The sequence below is a fragment of the Bradyrhizobium sp. HKCCYLRH3061 genome (genome assembly GCF_051168015.1).
GTDB lineage: Bacteria > Pseudomonadota > Alphaproteobacteria > Rhizobiales > Xanthobacteraceae > Bradyrhizobium.
In genome coordinates this window covers 74378-90977 of the sequence record NZ_JBNPUE010000002.1, presented here as the reverse complement: position 1 = coordinate 90977, position 16600 = coordinate 74378, and the positions used below count along the sequence as shown (strand labels likewise).

The 16600-nt window shown below is 61.2% G+C and carries 19 protein-coding genes; 15 read left to right on the top strand and 4 right to left on the bottom strand.

The features are described from left to right. Window positions 1-108: 108 nt before the first annotated feature. Window positions 109-477: a hypothetical protein gene (locus ACQR2C_RS04280; protein WP_434880534.1), complete on the top strand. Its 369-nt coding sequence runs from the start codon at window positions 109-111 to the stop codon at window positions 475-477. 1398 nt (window positions 478-1875) lie between these two features. Here ACQR2C_RS04280 and ACQR2C_RS04275 read toward each other — a convergent pair. From ACQR2C_RS04275 to ACQR2C_RS04260, 4 genes are all read right to left on the bottom strand, one after another. Continuing rightward, entirely contained in the window at window positions 1876-2142 is a 267-nt protein-coding gene (locus tag ACQR2C_RS04275; RefSeq protein WP_434880533.1) for a hypothetical protein, read from the bottom strand. A gap of 4 nt (window positions 2143-2146) precedes the next feature. Continuing rightward, window positions 2147-2467: a hypothetical protein gene (locus ACQR2C_RS04270; RefSeq protein WP_434880532.1), complete on the bottom strand. Its 321-nt coding sequence runs from the start codon at window positions 2465-2467 to the stop codon at window positions 2147-2149. Window positions 2468-2491: 24 nt separating this feature from the next. Beyond that, on the bottom strand, window positions 2492-3043 hold the full coding sequence (locus ACQR2C_RS04265; protein ID WP_434880531.1) for an antirestriction protein ArdA: 552 nt from the start codon (window positions 3041-3043) through the stop codon (window positions 2492-2494). Between the two features lie 270 nt (window positions 3044-3313). Beyond that, window positions 3314-4045 carry a hypothetical protein gene (locus ACQR2C_RS04260; protein ID WP_434880530.1) on the bottom strand — a complete coding sequence of 244 codons (732 nt, stop codon included), beginning with the start codon at window positions 4043-4045 and terminating at the stop codon, window positions 3314-3316. Between the two features lie 721 nt (window positions 4046-4766). On the opposite strand from ACQR2C_RS04260, the gene ACQR2C_RS04255 reads away from it, so the two are divergent. From ACQR2C_RS04255 to ACQR2C_RS04190, 14 genes are all read left to right on the top strand, one after another. Continuing rightward, window positions 4767-5366: a deoxynucleotide monophosphate kinase gene (locus ACQR2C_RS04255; protein WP_434880529.1), complete on the top strand. Its 600-nt coding sequence runs from the start codon at window positions 4767-4769 to the stop codon at window positions 5364-5366. 4 nt (window positions 5367-5370) lie between these two features. Beyond that, window positions 5371-5940, top strand: a complete 570-nt coding sequence (locus ACQR2C_RS04250; RefSeq protein ID WP_434880528.1) for a terminase small subunit — start codon at window positions 5371-5373, stop codon at window positions 5938-5940. Beyond that, window positions 5930-6115: a hypothetical protein gene (locus ACQR2C_RS04245; RefSeq protein WP_434880527.1), complete on the top strand. Its 186-nt coding sequence runs from the start codon at window positions 5930-5932 to the stop codon at window positions 6113-6115. The genes ACQR2C_RS04250 and ACQR2C_RS04245 overlap by 11 nt, the downstream gene beginning before the upstream one ends. Beyond that, window positions 6108-8081, top strand: coding sequence for a phage terminase large subunit family protein (locus ACQR2C_RS04240; RefSeq protein WP_434880526.1), 1974 nt, complete (start codon window positions 6108-6110; stop codon window positions 8079-8081). The genes ACQR2C_RS04245 and ACQR2C_RS04240 overlap by 8 nt, the downstream gene beginning before the upstream one ends. Window positions 8082-8420: 339 nt before the next feature. Further along, window positions 8421-8924, top strand: coding sequence for a hypothetical protein (locus ACQR2C_RS04235; RefSeq protein WP_434880525.1), 504 nt, complete (start codon window positions 8421-8423; stop codon window positions 8922-8924). Window positions 8925-9835: 911 nt separating this feature from the next. Beyond that, the gene (locus ACQR2C_RS04230; RefSeq protein ID WP_434880524.1) at window positions 9836-10042 is read left to right on the top strand and encodes a hypothetical protein; all 207 of its coding nucleotides are present in this window, start codon (window positions 9836-9838) and stop codon (window positions 10040-10042) included. Continuing rightward, window positions 10042-11658 (top strand): phage portal protein, encoded by a 1617-nt coding sequence (locus tag ACQR2C_RS04225; RefSeq protein WP_434880767.1) that lies wholly within the window; start codon window positions 10042-10044, stop codon window positions 11656-11658. The genes ACQR2C_RS04230 and ACQR2C_RS04225 overlap by 1 nt, the downstream gene beginning before the upstream one ends. Then, window positions 11655-12971: a S49 family peptidase gene (locus ACQR2C_RS04220; RefSeq protein WP_434880523.1), complete on the top strand. Its 1317-nt coding sequence runs from the start codon at window positions 11655-11657 to the stop codon at window positions 12969-12971. Before ACQR2C_RS04225 ends, ACQR2C_RS04220 begins: the two co-directional genes overlap by 4 nt. A gap of 12 nt (window positions 12972-12983) precedes the next feature. Beyond that, window positions 12984-13346, top strand: coding sequence for a head decoration protein (locus ACQR2C_RS04215; RefSeq protein WP_434880522.1), 363 nt, complete (start codon window positions 12984-12986; stop codon window positions 13344-13346). Between the two features lie 39 nt (window positions 13347-13385). Further along, window positions 13386-14444, top strand: a complete 1059-nt coding sequence (locus tag ACQR2C_RS04210) for a major capsid protein (RefSeq protein ID WP_434880521.1) — start codon at window positions 13386-13388, stop codon at window positions 14442-14444. A gap of 3 nt (window positions 14445-14447) precedes the next feature. Further along, on the top strand, window positions 14448-14888 hold the full coding sequence (locus ACQR2C_RS04205) for a hypothetical protein (protein WP_434880520.1): 441 nt from the start codon (window positions 14448-14450) through the stop codon (window positions 14886-14888). Further along, entirely contained in the window at window positions 14888-15241 is a 354-nt protein-coding gene (locus ACQR2C_RS04200; RefSeq protein WP_315741049.1) for a head-tail joining protein, read from the top strand. The genes ACQR2C_RS04205 and ACQR2C_RS04200 overlap by 1 nt, the downstream gene beginning before the upstream one ends. 1 nt (window position 15242) lies before the next feature. Next, entirely contained in the window at window positions 15243-15770 is a 528-nt protein-coding gene (locus ACQR2C_RS04195) for a hypothetical protein (RefSeq protein WP_434880519.1), read from the top strand. A gap of 1 nt (window position 15771) precedes the next feature. Continuing rightward, complete coding sequence (locus tag ACQR2C_RS04190) at window positions 15772-16569, top strand: hypothetical protein (protein WP_434880518.1); 798 nt, start codon at window positions 15772-15774, stop codon at window positions 16567-16569. Window positions 16570-16600: the final 31 nt, after the last annotated feature.

Sequence of the window (16600 nt, the reverse complement as noted above, 5' to 3'; positions counted from 1 at the left end):
CCCTGAGGGAGCGGACGCGTAGACCATTGGGCCGCCAAGGTCGGCCTATTGACAACCAAGGCGTGTATCCTGCTCAATACGCCCTTTCTCGATAGGAAGGATAGTGAAATGTCGGATAGGCTGATCATTATTCCGCCCGGTCATGTTGTGCCTGGCGGCGAGCTCCTGAACATTGCCAGCGATCACATCGGTGAACTCACTGCGACCATACAGCTTCTCCGCGACGCCACGGTACGCATTACCGGCACGATGGTTTGGATGGGGGATGGCAGCGGATCACTTCACCTAGTTGTCAAAGATATGAGCACAGGCGCGGAATCTGAATTGGCGAACGATGTCTCGCCTAATCACAACCAACGCGTCGAGACCGATGTGAATTTCTACGCAAACAAGCAGTACGCAATGAGGCTGACGCAAATCAATTCCAACGCTGAACCTGGCGCTTCAACCCTGCGCGTGGTCGTTGTGATGACCTAGTCCAGAGAGATGCGCTCTGCCGCATCGGCTCAGTGTGGCAGCGGACGCATTCCTGAGAGGAGTGAAGGCGAGTGAGCGTCGGCTCATGGCCCATCTCGGGCCGCCCGGCGCCCGCGAAGTTCGCGGTCGGGATACAACCGGACGTTAGCGCCGGTGGAAGAGCAGGGGGGAGCGATAGGTGGTTGGCGGCGACCTTGCGCGCTCCCAACAAGAGTTTCTCACGCGCGGGAAAAAAAATTTTTCGCATGTGTTTCGCGGGGGAGATCGACTCCCTCGAAACCTCCATCCGGCAGCTTCGATCGCTGGCACATGCCCAGCAACTTTATTAGGCCCGGATCGGCGCGGAATTTCCTTCCCTCGCGTAAAAAGGGCACCTCGACGTGGGGTGTTTTGAAGGCCGCGCGCCGCGCCAGCGCGGGCCGACTAGCGCGGTCCCGGCACACGGCCGCTATCTTAAGACTCCTTCACGGGACACGCGCCGGCGGCCTCCTAATCGCGTCCTGCCCGTGGTCGCAAAACGCGCGCGGGACCGCGTAGCCGCGCCTCGAGAGCGCAACTACACGACTGCGTCTCACAAACTTGTGATCGCGCGCGCGTTCGATCGCGCCGCAAACCGCGCGGCGGACCGTATCGCGCGCCGCTATGGCCGCGCGTCATCGGCTGATTCCTCCTATCGATCGCGCCAAAGGCGCATAGCGAAACGGCCGCACATTCGAGCGCGGCCGTTTCGTCCTATGCGCTAGCTAGATCCTGCATGCGGCTGATAGCGGGAGTCCGCGTTTCAGCGTGACAAAGAACGGAGCTTGTTCGTTCGGACGGCGGACTAAGAGCGCGTCATGTCCCTCCCGGCCCGCTGGCATGCGGGAAAGCAGGACGGCAGGCTTTCCCCAAACGCAAAACGTCGTCCCGATATCTTCGGACGGCGCCCCATAGGCGGGACAGGCGAGCGCGACCAATGCCGCGCAAATGAGATGCTTCATTCCGGTATACTCTCGACTAGGCCGCGCTGTGCGGCCTTCCGAACGCCTAAAGGCGGGTAAGTTTGCGCTACCCGCCGTAAAGCCGATTGAGGATCGTGCTAGCCGTGTTTACGTCGGCTTGCGGCAAACCTCCGGACTTCGCTAGGCGAGTACCAAACGACCATGCCGAACGTTCCGCGCCATGCGTAACCGGCTGACACCGCGTCGTCTTCGGCTTGCCGAAGTGCCCCGCTCGTTTGATTGTCAGCCGATAGCAGCCGCAGGCCTTCCGGCTCATTGGCTAGGGCAGTCGCCAAATCCGAGCGACGAACGTTGCCGTAGCCGTTCGCAACGGCCCAATCGCAGAACGCCTTAGATGCTGCATCCCATTTCGCGCGCGCGCGCTCGCAAATCTTGCGGTGTGACAGTCCCATTGCTTTCAGCCCTTCACGCCATGCGCGTACACGATCGTTAGGTTTCTGCCGTGTCTGTCTCGAATGCAGACATGGGCGCTGTCACCTTCGAACCACCATGCACCACCCGCACGATCGAACGCCTTTCGCCAGCGAAACGGCAGAGCAGCGCGGACCGCGTCGTTATCGGGGCGGTAGGGAACTCCAGCGTCATAGAAGCCGACCAAACCGGCTTCCTTGGCGGGGACGGTGCAGCCCTTGAAACCTGCACCATTGATCCGGAATGCAACCATGGCGTCACCGATTGAAGCGAGCGGCGGGATGCAAGGCGCGGATTTTCGACTTTGCGGAGTTGCGGTCCGATGCACGCATAAAGCCGGTTGCATCTTCGTCCCGGCAACCCTCCTCAATGAGCGTTACGCACCACCAAAACAGCGGTTGCCCGTGTCCCCAATAAGCCCCGCCACTGTCATAACCGCCGCTGTCAAGGCGGATACGCTGCAAGGTGAAACGGGAGTCCTTGTCCGTAATTACCAAGCCACTCAGATGGTCAGAGCTACGGCCGCAGGGTGCACCGTAAGTGGTGCCAACGCGAGGAGTCGGGTTGTGCTTCGTCATGGTCCGCGCTCCTAATTAGTGGTTTCAGAAAATGTAAAGGTCCCCGCCATCGTGGCGGTAGCTGCTGAAGTCGCCGCACAGTTCAAATTCGCGCGCGATGCTGTCCCAATCGATATGGTTTTGCAGCCACTCCGGAATCGCCTTCATGTCCTGCGTTTCTTCCGTGAACTGCTCTGCGAAGTCGCGCCACGTATCGTATTTGCCCCGGTAGCGGTCCGATACGAAGTCGTCCGCGTCGTCTGCCGCCGCATCGCTCATTGCCTCGCGCAACACGGCAAACGGAATGTCATGCTTTTCGGCAACTTCGTTGATGTTGAAAGCCTCAACAATCGAGGCGAGTCCCGCGTATTCGTCTAGCTTGCCGAAACCCTCATGATCGTGAATGGCCCATTCCTCCGCGCTCGGAACGGACTCGCCAGTTTCGGGATGCGTCATCGTGACGTTCGGGAAGGGGGACGCGCGCAACATGGCGTTAATCGCGTCCTGCATTTCGTTGATATCGTCCGACGCATCAACCCAAACGCCATGCAAGCGGCCGTTATTATAGGAGGCGAGGCAAGCGGCATAGAATCGCATTGGTGGAGTCCTTAGTTTGAAAGGATAGGGCGGGATTGATCGGGGGAGACTTCGCAAGAGATGATGCGGAAAACCGCAATTCCCTTGCCGTGTAGTTCGGCGATCTTTTCGCGCGACAGCTGGCAGGCGAGCCGCGCGCGCTCTGTTGCGCGCTCGCTCTGTTGCGCGCTCGCATGCTTTTTCAGCGTCTATTGCGAAGATTGAGACGTGAAAGTCTGTCCCGGTGGAAAGACGGCGGACCGTGACGTTAAAGCGCTTGGTTGGCATGGCTTAGGATTCCCATGCCGGATGCGAGGCGAACGCGTGCGCAATGTCCGCGCGCGCTTGCCGGGCTTGCCGGATGCTTTCGAGCAAATCAGCAACCGCACCGCGCAACGCCTTGCACGTTGCGGGACCAAACGAGCGCATACGGGGCTTTAGCTCTGCGATCAAAGCGAGGCATTGCTTACGCTCGCCGCTGATATGGTCCGCCAATTCGTCATAACGAGCGCGTGCGCTGGTGACGTGCTGATAGTCGCGTTCGGCAGAGGCGTAACGGTCCGCCAAATGGTCCGCCCAAATCGCGGCCGTGGTTTCGTCGTCTGTGGATTCAAACGACACAATGGCCGGACCATTGTTGTACGGGTCCGCGATGCCAGCCACTAACAGCGCGCGGCCGTTGCGTGAGGGCAGGCGGAACACAACGCCGCGGGCCTTTTCCCCCATGCCTTCGTCATCAAGCCACCATCCCGTATGGCGGACGGAGCGCGGCGCAATGTTGTCAGCAAAGCCCGCAAAGCGGAGTCCGTATTGCTCGGGAGTCTCAATCCATCGGCAGAAATCCCCGCCAACCTTGAAGGGCGCGCCAATGGTCGCGGCGGGGATGAAAGAGGGATAGCCAATTCCCCACGCCTTGCCGCGGGCGACGTTGGCGCGCGCCCAATGCAGCGCAAAGCCGCATTCACGGTGCGGATAAGCGAGGCGCATTCTTCGGTATTCATTCAAGAGCGCTGAATCGAGCATTGGTTTTTGTCCGTTGTCCTGGCGGGATTGTCCCCGCCCTTGTCCGTCATAGGCCACAAGATGTGGCGGACCGTCAAACGGATTTCAACGGACAGAAATGGGCGCGGCCTGCTCTTGACGGGCAGGCGAGGGCAATTCGCCCACGTAGCGAGCGCGCTGGTCGCAAAGCGCATAAGTGCCAATGGCTTAGGTGGCGCTCGGCCTGGTTAAAGCTGCTCGCGATCATTGACGCGCAAGCGGCGCGTTAGGCCGGCGCTCGCATCATCTATTCCATTGAGATCGCTGCCTTATTCGACGCAAAGCGTCGCGGCGCGCGCTGTCCGGTTGCGGCATGGGCACAATCGGAAGTGGACGCGATTTCAACCCTTCATACGCTCTGACAGCGGTTTTATCCTTCATGAGCACCATTCAGGAGAATGGTATGCTTTTTATGCGGCACCGCAAGGTGTTTGGGTCCTTCCAGGCCACTCCCCAGGGCGGGTGACGCGCGACCTCGACACATTTCTAGGTGCGAATTTTCAATGGGCGGTTGTTGTTCCTGGGATACCCCTTTTGGGGGAGCCTACTTGCGCGTGTGCCGAATAGGTATTCTTGCGAGTTTACGGCGGATAAAATGGAAACTGTCCGTTGGACGATGCGGAGGTCTCGAAGGATGCCAAAGTAACCTCGAAAGAAATGATCCGGTGGGAGACCGTATGGCCCCAACGGAGCAATCAAGCGAATGATCGTCGTCGGCATCAAGGGGCTGATCGGGTCCGGCAAGACCACGGTGGCTCGGTATCTAATCGAGCACCACGGCTTCGTGCGTGGGAGGTTCGCTGGCGCACTGAAGGAGATGCTGCGCGCCTATCTGGCCTACCGGGGGTGCGACCACCGGACCATCGAGCGCCTGGTTGAGGGTGATCTGAAGGAGACGCGCACCGATTGGCTCGGGGGCAAGTCGCCCCGCGAGGCCATGGAGTGGCTGGGCGGCTCGGGTCGCGACTATATGGGCGAAGACTTCTGGATCGACACGGAGGCCGACAAGCTTCTGTTCGAGAGCCCCACGCGTGTCGTGGTCGAGGATGTCCGCCACGCCAACGAGGGCGTTTGGATCGGCCAGAAGGGCGGCATGGTTCTGGAGGTGATCCGTCCAGGCCAGATGCCGCAAGATCACCGCACCGAGCGCGCCCAGGCCGACGTTAAGTCGGACCGCTGCGTGTTGAACTATGACGGCGATCTCGCCTCGACCTTTCGCCAGATCGATATCGTGGTCCGCGACCTGATCGCCAAAAACGTCGAGCCCGGCTTGCCACCGATGCAGTTGCAGCCGGTGCGGTAGCGCCATGGGCACAATCGTCAATCGCCAAGAGCTGGCGGACATCCTGGGCTACTCGCTTCCGACCATCAGCTCATGGACGGAGGACGGCATGCCGGTGAAGTCGCAGGGCAGCCGGGGAAAGCAGTTCGAGTATGACACCGCCGAGTGCGTGAAGTGGCTTCTCGCGCGAGCGCGCGGCGAGGCGAAGGCCAAGACGGCCGCGGCCGTGAATGATGGCGGCGACGACATCACCATGGACAAGGCGCGGCTTCGCAACGAGATCGCGAAGGCGAAGCTATCCGAGTTGGAGTTGGCCCAAGAGATGGGTCTTGTCCGGCCGATCGACATGGTCGTGAAGGTGCTGAGCAACGAGATCGCGAACGCTCGTGCTCGTTTGCTCGGCATCCCGTCAAAGCTACGGCCTGCGATCCAGCTCGAAGTCGGCTCGCCCGAAGGGGCAAAGACGCTCGTGAACGAAGTCGAGCGCCTGATCCTCGAAGCTCTCAACGAAATCAAGTCCTACGCCGACGGGCCGGTGGAAGAAGTTCTGCACACCGAGCCGGATGAACCGGAAGTGACCGCAAATGGCGAGTAGCGAGTTCAAGCCTTCTTGGCTGCGGTGGCCGCCGAACAGTTGCGAGGTCTGCACCGGCTGGGAGCAACAAGACGATTGGCTCGGCGTCTGCAAGCGGGCGGAATCCATCCATTGCGGCGAGCGCACCGACGCGCGCCAGCGTTGCATCGAATACAAGCGCAAGCCCGATGCCTGAAGCTATTGCTGTCCTGGCCGAGTACGGAGCCGATCCCGCGTATGAAACGCGGCTCCGCGCCCAGGTTCGCCAGATCATTGCGCAAAGCTTCAGCCCGCCGCCGGACCTAACGGTTTCGGAATGGGCGGACGAATACCGCGTGCTCTCTCCGGAGGCGTCATCTGAGCCGGGCAAATGGTCCACGGCCCGCGTCGAGCCATCGCGCGGCATCATGGACGCATTCGCAGATCCTGAGACCGAGATCATCACATGTATGGTCGCGGCTCAGACGGTGAAGACGGAAGTCATCAATAACGTCGCGGGCTATCACGTCCAGCTCGACCCGTGCCCGATGCTTATCCTGCAACCGACGTTGCAGATGGCGGAGGCATACTCGAAGGATCGTCTTGCGCCGATGATCCGCGACACGCCCGAGCTCGCCGCGAAGCTCGGCAATGCGGCGCGCGACTCCGAAGACACGATCCTTCACAAGAAATATGCGGGCGGCCATATCACGATGGCGGGTGCAAACTCGCCCGCGTCGCTCGCGTCACGTCCGATCCGCATCCTGCTCTGCGACGAAGTCGATCGCTATGAGGCTAGCGCGGGTAAGGAAGGCGACCCCGTCTCGTTGGCGATCGAGCGCACCACGACGTTCTGGAATCGTAAGATCGCGCTCGTTTCGACGCCGACGATCAAAGGCGCGTCCCGCATCGAAGCGTCCTATGAGGAGAGCGATCAGCGGCGCTTCTTCGTGCCGTGCCCTGAATGCGGCCACATGCAGCACTTGCAGTGGAAGCAAGTTCGTTGGCCGGATGGTAAGCCGATGGAGGCGCGCTATCACTGCGAATACATGGACCCGGAGACTGGTGAGCTTTGCGACCGCGCCTGGAGCGAGGCCGAGCGGCTGAAAGCGATCTCGCGCGGCGTCTGGATTGCGACGCGCCCGGAGGTAAAGGGGCACGCGGGCTTCCACCTCAACCGTATTGCCTCGCCGTGGCGTGCCCTGGGCGAGATGGCGCGTGACTTTGTACTCGTCCGCAAGCACCCCGAACGGTTGAAGACCTGGGTCAACACACGGCTTGCTGAGACCTGGGAGGAGCGCGGCGAGCGTGCAAACCCGGACAGCATCTATGGCCGTCGCGAGGAGTACGACGCGGCTGTTGTGCTGCCGTTCGGCGTCGGCACGATCACCGCGTCGGTGGATATTCAGGACGACCGGGCCGAGATCGAGTGGTGTGGATGGGGGGCAGACGACGAGTCATGGTCTCTCGACTACAAGGTGCACTACGGCGTGCCGAACACCCCAGGATTTTGGGAGGTCATCGATAATGCCCTGCTGCGGACATTCCACCATCCGGCGGGTGTCGAGATGCGGGTCGAGGCTTCGTGCATTGACTCAGGCGGTCACTTCACGCAGCACGTCTACAACTTCGTTCGTACGCGCATGGCGCGGCGCGTGTACGCCATCAAGGGCATGGCCGGTCCCGGTCGGCCGATTTGGCCGGTAAAGGGCACGGTCAACAAAGCCAAGAACGTGACCATTTTCGTCCTGGGCGTCGATCAGGCGAAGGACATGCACTACAAGCGCCTCGAATTGAAGGAGCCGGGTCCAGGCTATTGCCACTTCCCGCTCGCCGAGCACTATGACAAGGCGTATTTCGACGGCCTCACCGCCGAAAAGGCGATCCTGAAGACCGACAAGTGCGGCTTTACCGTTAAGGAGTGGCACAAGGTTCAACAGCGCAACGAACCGCTCGATCTGCGCGTCTATAACATTGCTGCACGGCTATCCCTGGGAATCAATATGGAGCGTCGGTTGATGGCGCTTCGCGCGGCGGCCGCTCAAGCGTTGAATGCTGCGCCGGTCCCATCCAACGCAAGAGCCGCGCCGGAACCAACCCCGAGCAGGCGGGAGGAGGGCAGCGCGCCGTCGAATCCATATGCGCCCAGGCGGCGTATTCGCAGCCGTGGCGTTGAATCCTAGACGCAGGCTTCGGATCATCTGATTTGTTTCCGGAAACTTCCGCTTTCGGAGCACGCACCCGCTTGGTTCGATCTGCGATCGGCTTGTCTCGTTCGCGAACCACTTTGGCTCTGCAAAAGGCCGTTTGCAGACAACTAAGACCCGATGGACCGTTCCGTGCAGGGAAGACCGACGCCTATTGTTTATACAAGATGTATTTGCCTCGCTCTCGTTGATCTAGGTCAATGCGGAAAATAGGACAACGAACAACTTATGATAGAAATGTAAGCGATTACATTTTGTGTTTAATCGGGCGGCAGACTGGTTCAGCTGCGGGTCTCTTTATGAAAGGGTAGATCGATGATCACCTCACGAGCCGGGGCGAGAAATCCAAAGTCAATCTGCTATTCCGCGGTTGCAGCGCTGATATTTTTCGCTGTTCAGCCCGTTACGGCGCAAGCGAATTGGATAGATTGGACCACATTGAATGAGGTAAATTTCCCAACGCGCATCAACGGAATCTATTTCCCGACTAGCAAGTTGACGATCGATGCCGACCATCGGATGAAATGGGGAAGCTGGATAGTGTCCTTCGCGGCAGTCAGGCCTACAGCGCGCTATAAAAGGATTAGCAGTTTGGCCGCGCCGTATTTCGAGAGCAGGGTCGAAATTGTACTCCGCTGCGAGAACCCGGTTGATGGGAGCAATGACTGCACCATGTCGCTTGAACACATCATCAGTTATGACAAAGAAGTGTTAAACCGCTGTGCTGTGGAAACGATGGGTGCGGATTCCGTTAAGTTCGCCATAGACTGTCCGTCCCACTTGTTACTTGATGACCAGAAGCGCCGGACGCGTCGTTGAAAGCAGTGTTGTAGCTCATCCCACATTTACAGCTACTGCTATTCCTAACGGTGTGTAGGTTGCGCGCCATCTAGAAGATGTCGGTTTACAGGGGGATTTTATGAATCGTCTCAGTAACGAGCCCGTCAATAGAACAGGAAGCTGCATATTTGTATTGGGGAGCGCAGCTATAGCGCTCCAACTCCTAGCGATGGCGGCCAAAGCTGACGAATGCGTCAAGGACATTTCGACTCACGGGTGCCGTGGTAATCCACCGTCGCACTACCTCCAAATTTATAACGGATGCTCCCGTGCCGTATGGGTCCAGATGAAGATGAGGTGGTACAAAACGGGACAATGCGAACAAGGCGCTAGTGATTGGGTGGCACCGGGCGACACAGGATCTGTGTATATTGGCCTATGTAGCCAAGGCCAGTTTGTATACGAATTGAAGTCTTGCTTTGAACCAGGATGCGCGCCTCCCCCCTGCCCGGTCTTGCGGTAGGAGCTAGGTAGTCGCTGGGTCAATCCTTCGCCGCGCCGGCGCTACCTGATCAACTGGAATACGACAAGTGTCCGCTTTCGATCTTTGCTGTGTGGAACCGCTACGGCGATCAAAAATTGGAGAAGAACGTTTCCTTTGGCGCCGCTTCTGAGATTGAGAGAGTGTGTTGTGCTCTAATCCCGCTGGATGTGAGAATAGGTTCTCCGGCGCCGGGTTATTTTGATGTCGTCACACTGCCAGGATCATCTACGACCGGGGCGTGTCAGTTCTATATCCGGCCAGGTCCGCTATGCCGCCGGAAGAGTAAATCAATTCAAAATGTCAGCAAAATCGCCAAGGCGTAAATTGCATTGATTGGATTGAGCTACGCCCTAGGTGATACCAGAACGATCTCTTTGTGAGCTGCCGTGTGCCTTAGCTTCGGGGTATGGCAAAGACCGTCGAAGAGCAGCTCGAAGAGACCTTGAACTCGATCAGCACGATCGAGCAGAAAGGTCAGCGTTACACGGTCAAGGATCGTGAGCTTTGGCGCGCCGATCTGCGGCAGCTCGATCAGCGCGCGCAGCGCCTTGAAAAGCAGGCAGCTCGCGCCAAGGCAGGCGGCATCAAAAGTCAGCGGGTGATCCCGCTGTGATGATGTTCGCTGCCCCATCGTTTACCGACCGCCTTCTGGCGAGCGTCGCACCGGCCTACGCCACGCGGCGCTACCAGACGCGGATCGCCTTGAATCTCGCAGGCCAGTACGCCGGTGCCAGGAGCAACCGGGCGGCTCTGAAGGCGTGGCGTCCGCGCGGCGGCTCGGCCGATGGCGACTCGATCGGCGATCTCCCGGCGCTGCGCAGCCGCTCGCGTGACCTTAACCGCAACAACCCCATCGCCACCGGCGCGCGCTCCACGTCGCGGGCGAACATCGTCGGCTCGGGGCTCCGCGCCCGCTCGAAGATCAAGCACGATCTGCTCGGGCTCAGCCCGGAGGCTGCTGATAAGTGGGAGCGCAAGACCGAGACCCTGTTCGACCTATGGGCTCAGTCCAAGCTCTGCGACATCTCCCTCGCGCAGAACTTTTACGAACTTCAGTCGCTGGTCTTCAACAGCGTTTTCGAGTCGGGCGACACGTTCGTCTTGCGGCGGACGCCCAAGCGCCCGAACGCGATCGTGCCTCTCGCGCTCAACGTGGTCGAGGCCGACCGCGTCGCGACCCCAACCGATAAGCAGGGCGACTACTACGTGCGCGACGGCGTCAGGATTGACGACGACGGCGCGCCGGTGAGCTACTACGTCCTCGACGATCATCCGGGCGACAACCCGAACTATACTATCACCAACTATCGCGAGATTCCCGCCTTCGGCGCGAAGTCCGGCGAGCAGATGGTGTTGCACATCTTCGAGCGCCTTCGCCCTGGCTTGCATCGTGGGATTCCGCAGCTCGCGCCGGTCATCGAACTTCTGAAGCAGCTCGACCGCTTCACCGACGCCGAGCTGATGAAAGCGGTCGTGTCGTCGTTCTTCACGGTCTTCCTAAAGACCGATGGGGACGACGGCCTGGCACCCGCCGTTGCGCCTGGGCAGCACCCAACCAGCGCGGACTTCTTCGGCCCCGGTGAAGTCACGATGGGGCCGGGCACGGTCGTTGACATCGGGACCAACGAGAGCATCGAGACCGCTCAGCCCGCCAACACCGCCAACTTCGATCCGTTCTTCACGTCCGTCGTGCGGCAGATCGGCGTCGCACTCTCGATCCCGTTCGAAATGCTCATGCTGCATTTCACGGCGAGCTACAGCGCTTCGCGTGCGGCCCTGGAGATGGCCGCCATGTTCTTCCGCGACCGCCGGACGTGGCTTGTCCGCAACTTCTGCGACCCCGTTTACGAGTGGTTCATGACCGACGCGATCAACGCCGGTCTGATCACCGCGCCCGGCTTCTTCGAGGACCCGGTCAAGCGCGCGGCGTGGCTCGGTGCGCAGTGGATCGGCCCGGCTCGGATCATCCTCGACCCGCTCAAGGAATGGAAGGCCGAGACCGAAGCCGTGAACCTCGGTGCTCGCACCGTCGAGGCCGTCATCATCGAGCGCGGCGGCGACGACTTCGAGCAGACCACCGCGCAGCGGGCCAAGGAACACGCGGCGCGCGCCGCCGCGAAGCTCGAACCCGAAATCCTCGCGCCGTCCGGCATGGGCTCGCAAGTCAAGGAAGACGAGAGCGAGCAGCCAACCGACGAACCGAAGAAGCCGAAGAAGGCCGAGAAATGACCATCAACGTCCGCAATCCGCTGATCTTCGATGCTGCGCTGACCGCCAATTGGGCGATCGACGAAGCAGCGCTACGCCAGATGATGGAGATCGCTGCGCGGCAAGATCGCCTCGATCCGCAGATGCTCGAAGCGTACCGCGCGCAAGAGCTGGCGCGTGCCGAGCGCGCGACGGTTCGCGACAGTGTCGCGATCATCGACGTGACCGGCCCGCTGTTCAAGCGCGCGAACCTGATGACGACTTTCTGCGGCGCGACCGCATACGAGACCGTCCGGCGCGATCTTCAGACCGCGATGGACAACGCCTCGGTACGCGCGATCCTGCTCAACATCCATTCGCCTGGAGGCGAGGCGGCGGGCGTTGCGGAGCTTGCCAGCGCGATCCACGACATCAGGGGCCGCAAGCCCATCGTGGCCTACGCAGGCGATCAGGCGGCCTCCGCAGCGCTTTGGACAGCCGTTGCGGCAGACGAGTTCTTCGTCGGGCCGACCGCGAGCGTCGGATCGCTGGGCGTCGTCTCGGGCTACCGGGACACGTCCGGCCAGGACGCGGCGCGCGGCATCAAGACCTATGAGTTCGTGTCGTCGCAGTCACCATACAAGCGCGTCGATCTCAACACAAAGGAAGGCCGTGACCGCGTCCAGGCGCGCGTGGACTCAATGGCTGCCGTGTTCGTCGAGACGGTCGCGAAGTATCGCGGCAAGAGCGTCGATCACGTCCTCGAACATTTCGGACAGGGCGATGTCCTGATTGGTCAGGCGGCTGTTTCCGCCGGAATGGCCGATGGCATCGCGACGTTCGAACAGGTTCTCGCGAGCCTCGCTCGCGGCGATAGCCCGAAGGCATCCTTCGGATTCAACCCGGCCGCCACCGGCCAAATGGAGAGTGAGACTATGGACAAGACCCCTGAGCAGTTGGCGGCCGAAGCTGAAGCCGCCGCCGCTGCGGCTGCCGCCGCTGCCTCTGCAGCGACCACGCAGACTGCCGCAACCACGACTGTCGAGACCGTGGACGCGGCTGCCGAAGCACGCGCTGCCGAGCGCAAGCGCGTGACCGACATCATGGGTCTCACGCTGCCGGGATACGAGGCCGAAGCCCAGAAGGCTATCGAAACGGGCTCTTCGGCTCACGAGTTTTCGGCGATCATCGTGGCCGCTGAAAAGGCCAAGCGCACCACGCGGGCCGCTGACATCAAGGAAGACACCAAGGCGAATGCCGACGTGTCGCCCGCCGGTGCCACCGAGTCCGCGACGGGCGACGATGCCGCCGTCAACGCAATTCTCGCGTCCTTTAAGGCCGCGACCGCTAACTAAGGAGCCGCAACAGTGGCGAAGTATCAGGACGAAGGCACGTTCATCCAGAAGACCTGGGCACTCGGTCATTGGCGCGCCCGCAAGGTCACCATCCCGGCCGGTGCGGGTGTGCTCGCGGAAGCGACCGTCCTCGGCCAGATCACCGCCAACGGCAAGTACATCAAATCGCTGAAGGCAGCGACCGATGGCTCCGAAGTGCCGGATGCGATCCTGTCCGAAGGGGTCGATGCGACCACGAAGGATGTCGAAACCATCGTTTTCATCGCCGGTGAGTTCGATCAGGACGCGCTCGTGCTGGGCGCAGGCCACACCCTCGGATCGATTGATGCGGTCTTCCGCACGAAGTCGATCTGGCTCGTGAAGCCGATGGGCTAACCGAGACTCCAACGAAGCATCTGAACGGGAAGCCCTACTATGGACCTCTATTCGACTACCGCCCTCAACCGCGTTGTGGAGGAGCTGCCGCTTTCGGCGTTCTTCTTCCTCAACACCTTCTTCACCACTGTCGAGACCTCGGACACGGAGGATGTCAAGTTCGACAAGGTGAAGGGTCGGCGTCTGATCACGCCGCTGGTCTCCCCGATCGTGGCTGGCAAGGTGATCCGCGAGCAGGGCTACAAGACTGCCTCGATCGCCCCGGCCTACGTGAAGGACAAGCGCGTCTTCGATCCGAACAAGCAATTCAAGCGCCGCGCCGGTGAGAAGATCGGCGGCAGCCTCACGCCCGAACAGCGTCTGCAAGCCTCGATCGCCTTCGCGCTGTCGGAACAGCTCGACATGTGGACGCGTCGGCAGGAAATCATGGCCGCCGAAGTGCTCCGCACCGGCAAGCTGATTCTCGAAGGCGACGACTATCCCCGCGAGGAGGTGGACTTCGGCCGCGCCGCCGGAGCAACCGTCGTCCTCACCGGCAACGATCGGTGGAGCAACGCGGCGGTGAACCCGCTCGACGACATCGAGCAGTGGGGTCAGGACATCTTCATCGAGTCCGGCCTGACCTGCCGTGACGTGATCATGGCCGCCGACGTGTGGAAGGTCATCCGCGCGAAGATGGCCGCGCCGGACACCGATGCTGTCGGCAAGGCGTTGCGTCTTCAGATCGATAACACCAAGGAAACTATTTCGGCCGCGCGCGCCGAGCTGGGTCCGATCCTGATCATGCCCGGCATCCGGCTTGTCGGCGTGTTCGGCGATTACCGCCTGTGGGTGCACTCCGACAAGTACATCGACCCGCTCGATGGCCTGGAGAAGGACGTGCTTCCGGCTGGTGAGATCGTGATGGCCTCGCGTGAGATCGAGGGCGTCCGGCACTACGGCGCGATCCGGGACCTAAAGGCGGGCATTCAGCCCCGTGCCTTCTTCGTGAAGTCCTGGGAGGAGGAGGACCCGAGCGTTCGCTACATCCTGGGTCAGTCGGCCCCGCTGATCGCGCCGTACCGCGTGAACGGCACGCTCGGCGCGAAGGTGCTCTAAGCCATGCCGCTCTACGAGGGTTTGGTGACGATCAAGCGCGGGGGGATTTACCATCCCCCCGGCACGATCCACGACTTCAGCGAGCTTGACGCGAAGGCTCTCGGGCCGTCCCGCGTCCGGCTTGCGCCGGAACAGGCCGCCGCCGAACCGGCGACCGTCGCCGACGTTGCCAGCGACCTCCCTGGCACCGAGACCGCCGGTGGTGCCCCCGGCGACGCGCCGTCCGCCGTTGATGCCCCTCCCACTCAACAGGCGGACGGCGCGAGCAATCGCGTGGCCGAGATCATGCACGCGCTCGATCTGCTCGACGAGAAGAAGGACTTTTGGAAGTCCGGCGCTCGCGCGGGCAAGCCGAAGCAGAAGGCGGTCGAGGACATCGTCGGCTTTGGCATCTCGGACGTTGACATCGACGCAGCGCTGGCGTTGCGCGACGCGGGCGTCTGATGCCCGTCGAGACCGACAACGATCTGCTCATCTTCCTCAACCCCGGCGAGTTCGGGGTTGAGGCGATGTATGTCTCGCGCGCCAACGGTGCCGAGCCGAAGCCGATCCCCGGTCTCTTCGACGACGAAGGAAGCAACTGGAACCCGAACCGCTGGAGCGGAACGGAGTTCCAGGCGCAGATGGGCGCGAGCATCACGTCCACCGGCCCAACGTTCCTATGTCGCACGTCCGATCTGCTCAGGGGCGGCCGGAAAGGCGAGGCCCTGACCATCAAGGATCAGGAATACCGGATCGAGGACAAGCGGCCGGATGGCACCGGCATGACGCTGCTGTTGCTCATGGCAAACGACTGACATGGCGCATCCCCGCAAGCTCATTCGCGCGTCGTTCGTTGACCGGCTGAAGAACAGTCTGCCAGACGGCAGCTTCCGCACGCGTGCTCAATCGCGTGTCTACAAAAGCCGCCTTGCGCCAATCAGCGAAGAAGAGCTGAAAGAGGACGGGCCTGCCATCCTTGTTTATGCGCGCATGGAGGAGACGGGCAAACCGCAAGATTACGGCGTGGAGGGCGACGCCACCCATGTCGAGCGCAATCTCACGCTTGTCACCGAAGCGATGTTGCTCGCCGGGAGCGAGGTGGACGACGCGCTCGACGATATGGCCGAAGAGATCGAAGCGGCGATCGACGGCTTCATGATCCCAGGTTTCGAGTCGGCGCAGATCAGGCTCATTGAGTCCGACATCGACGTGGTGACCGAGCAGGTGAAGCGCCCGATCGGCGCGATCGGTCTCGTCTGGAACATCAAGTACCGCACCAACTGGCGCGCTCGGGCGAGCGCCAACGACCCGGACGCGCTCGAAGCGTTCCTGCGCGGGGAGTGACATGGTCAAGTTCCTGCGCGATCCTGCGTACACCGGCGGCGTCTCGGACCCGGAAGCGACGGACATCGACCGTCGCGCCCAGGACGTGGTGAAGTTCGGCCGCGTGAAGGAGGTGGACTACAAGCGGAGCCCGCCTTCCTACCGGATCGAGATCGGCGACGAGAATGACGAAGACAACTACATCCTGACCGATTGGCTTCCGGCGACCGGAGGTCGCGCGAAGGGCGACCGCGAAACGCATTACCTCGAAAAGGGCGAGAAGGTCGCGCTCTTGGCCGAAGGCGGTGAGCTTGCGACCGCCTATGTCATGCCCGCCGGGCAGTACACCGAGCAGGAAGACGAGAAGGAGACGACGGACAAGGCGGGGGTCTGGCGCAAGATTTTCCAGAAGCCAAAGAGCAACGACGGGCAGGGCGGTGAAGGCGGTGAGGGCGGCGAAGATGGCGGCGGGGACGGCCAGGAAGGCGAAGACAGCGAAATCCTCGGCGAAATCTCCTATGACCGCAACACTGGCGATTGGCTGATCAAGGGCATCGAAGACAAGGGATCGATCACTCTCGAAGGCTCGGGCTGCAAGATCGTCATGAAGGACGGCACGATTACGCTGAAGGCGAAGAACGTCGTGGTCGAGGCCGACGACAAGTTCGAGTCCAAGACGAAGCAGTCGCTGCACACGGCCACCGCCTTCAAGACCATCGGCAAGACTTACCTCGGTCTTGAGGACAAGAACGATATGCCGGAAGACAAGGTTGTCACAGAAGCCGGACCGGCGAAGCAGACCTTCGCAAAGGTCGGCTAGTAGGCGATCGGAACGGACTGTCGAGCAGTGC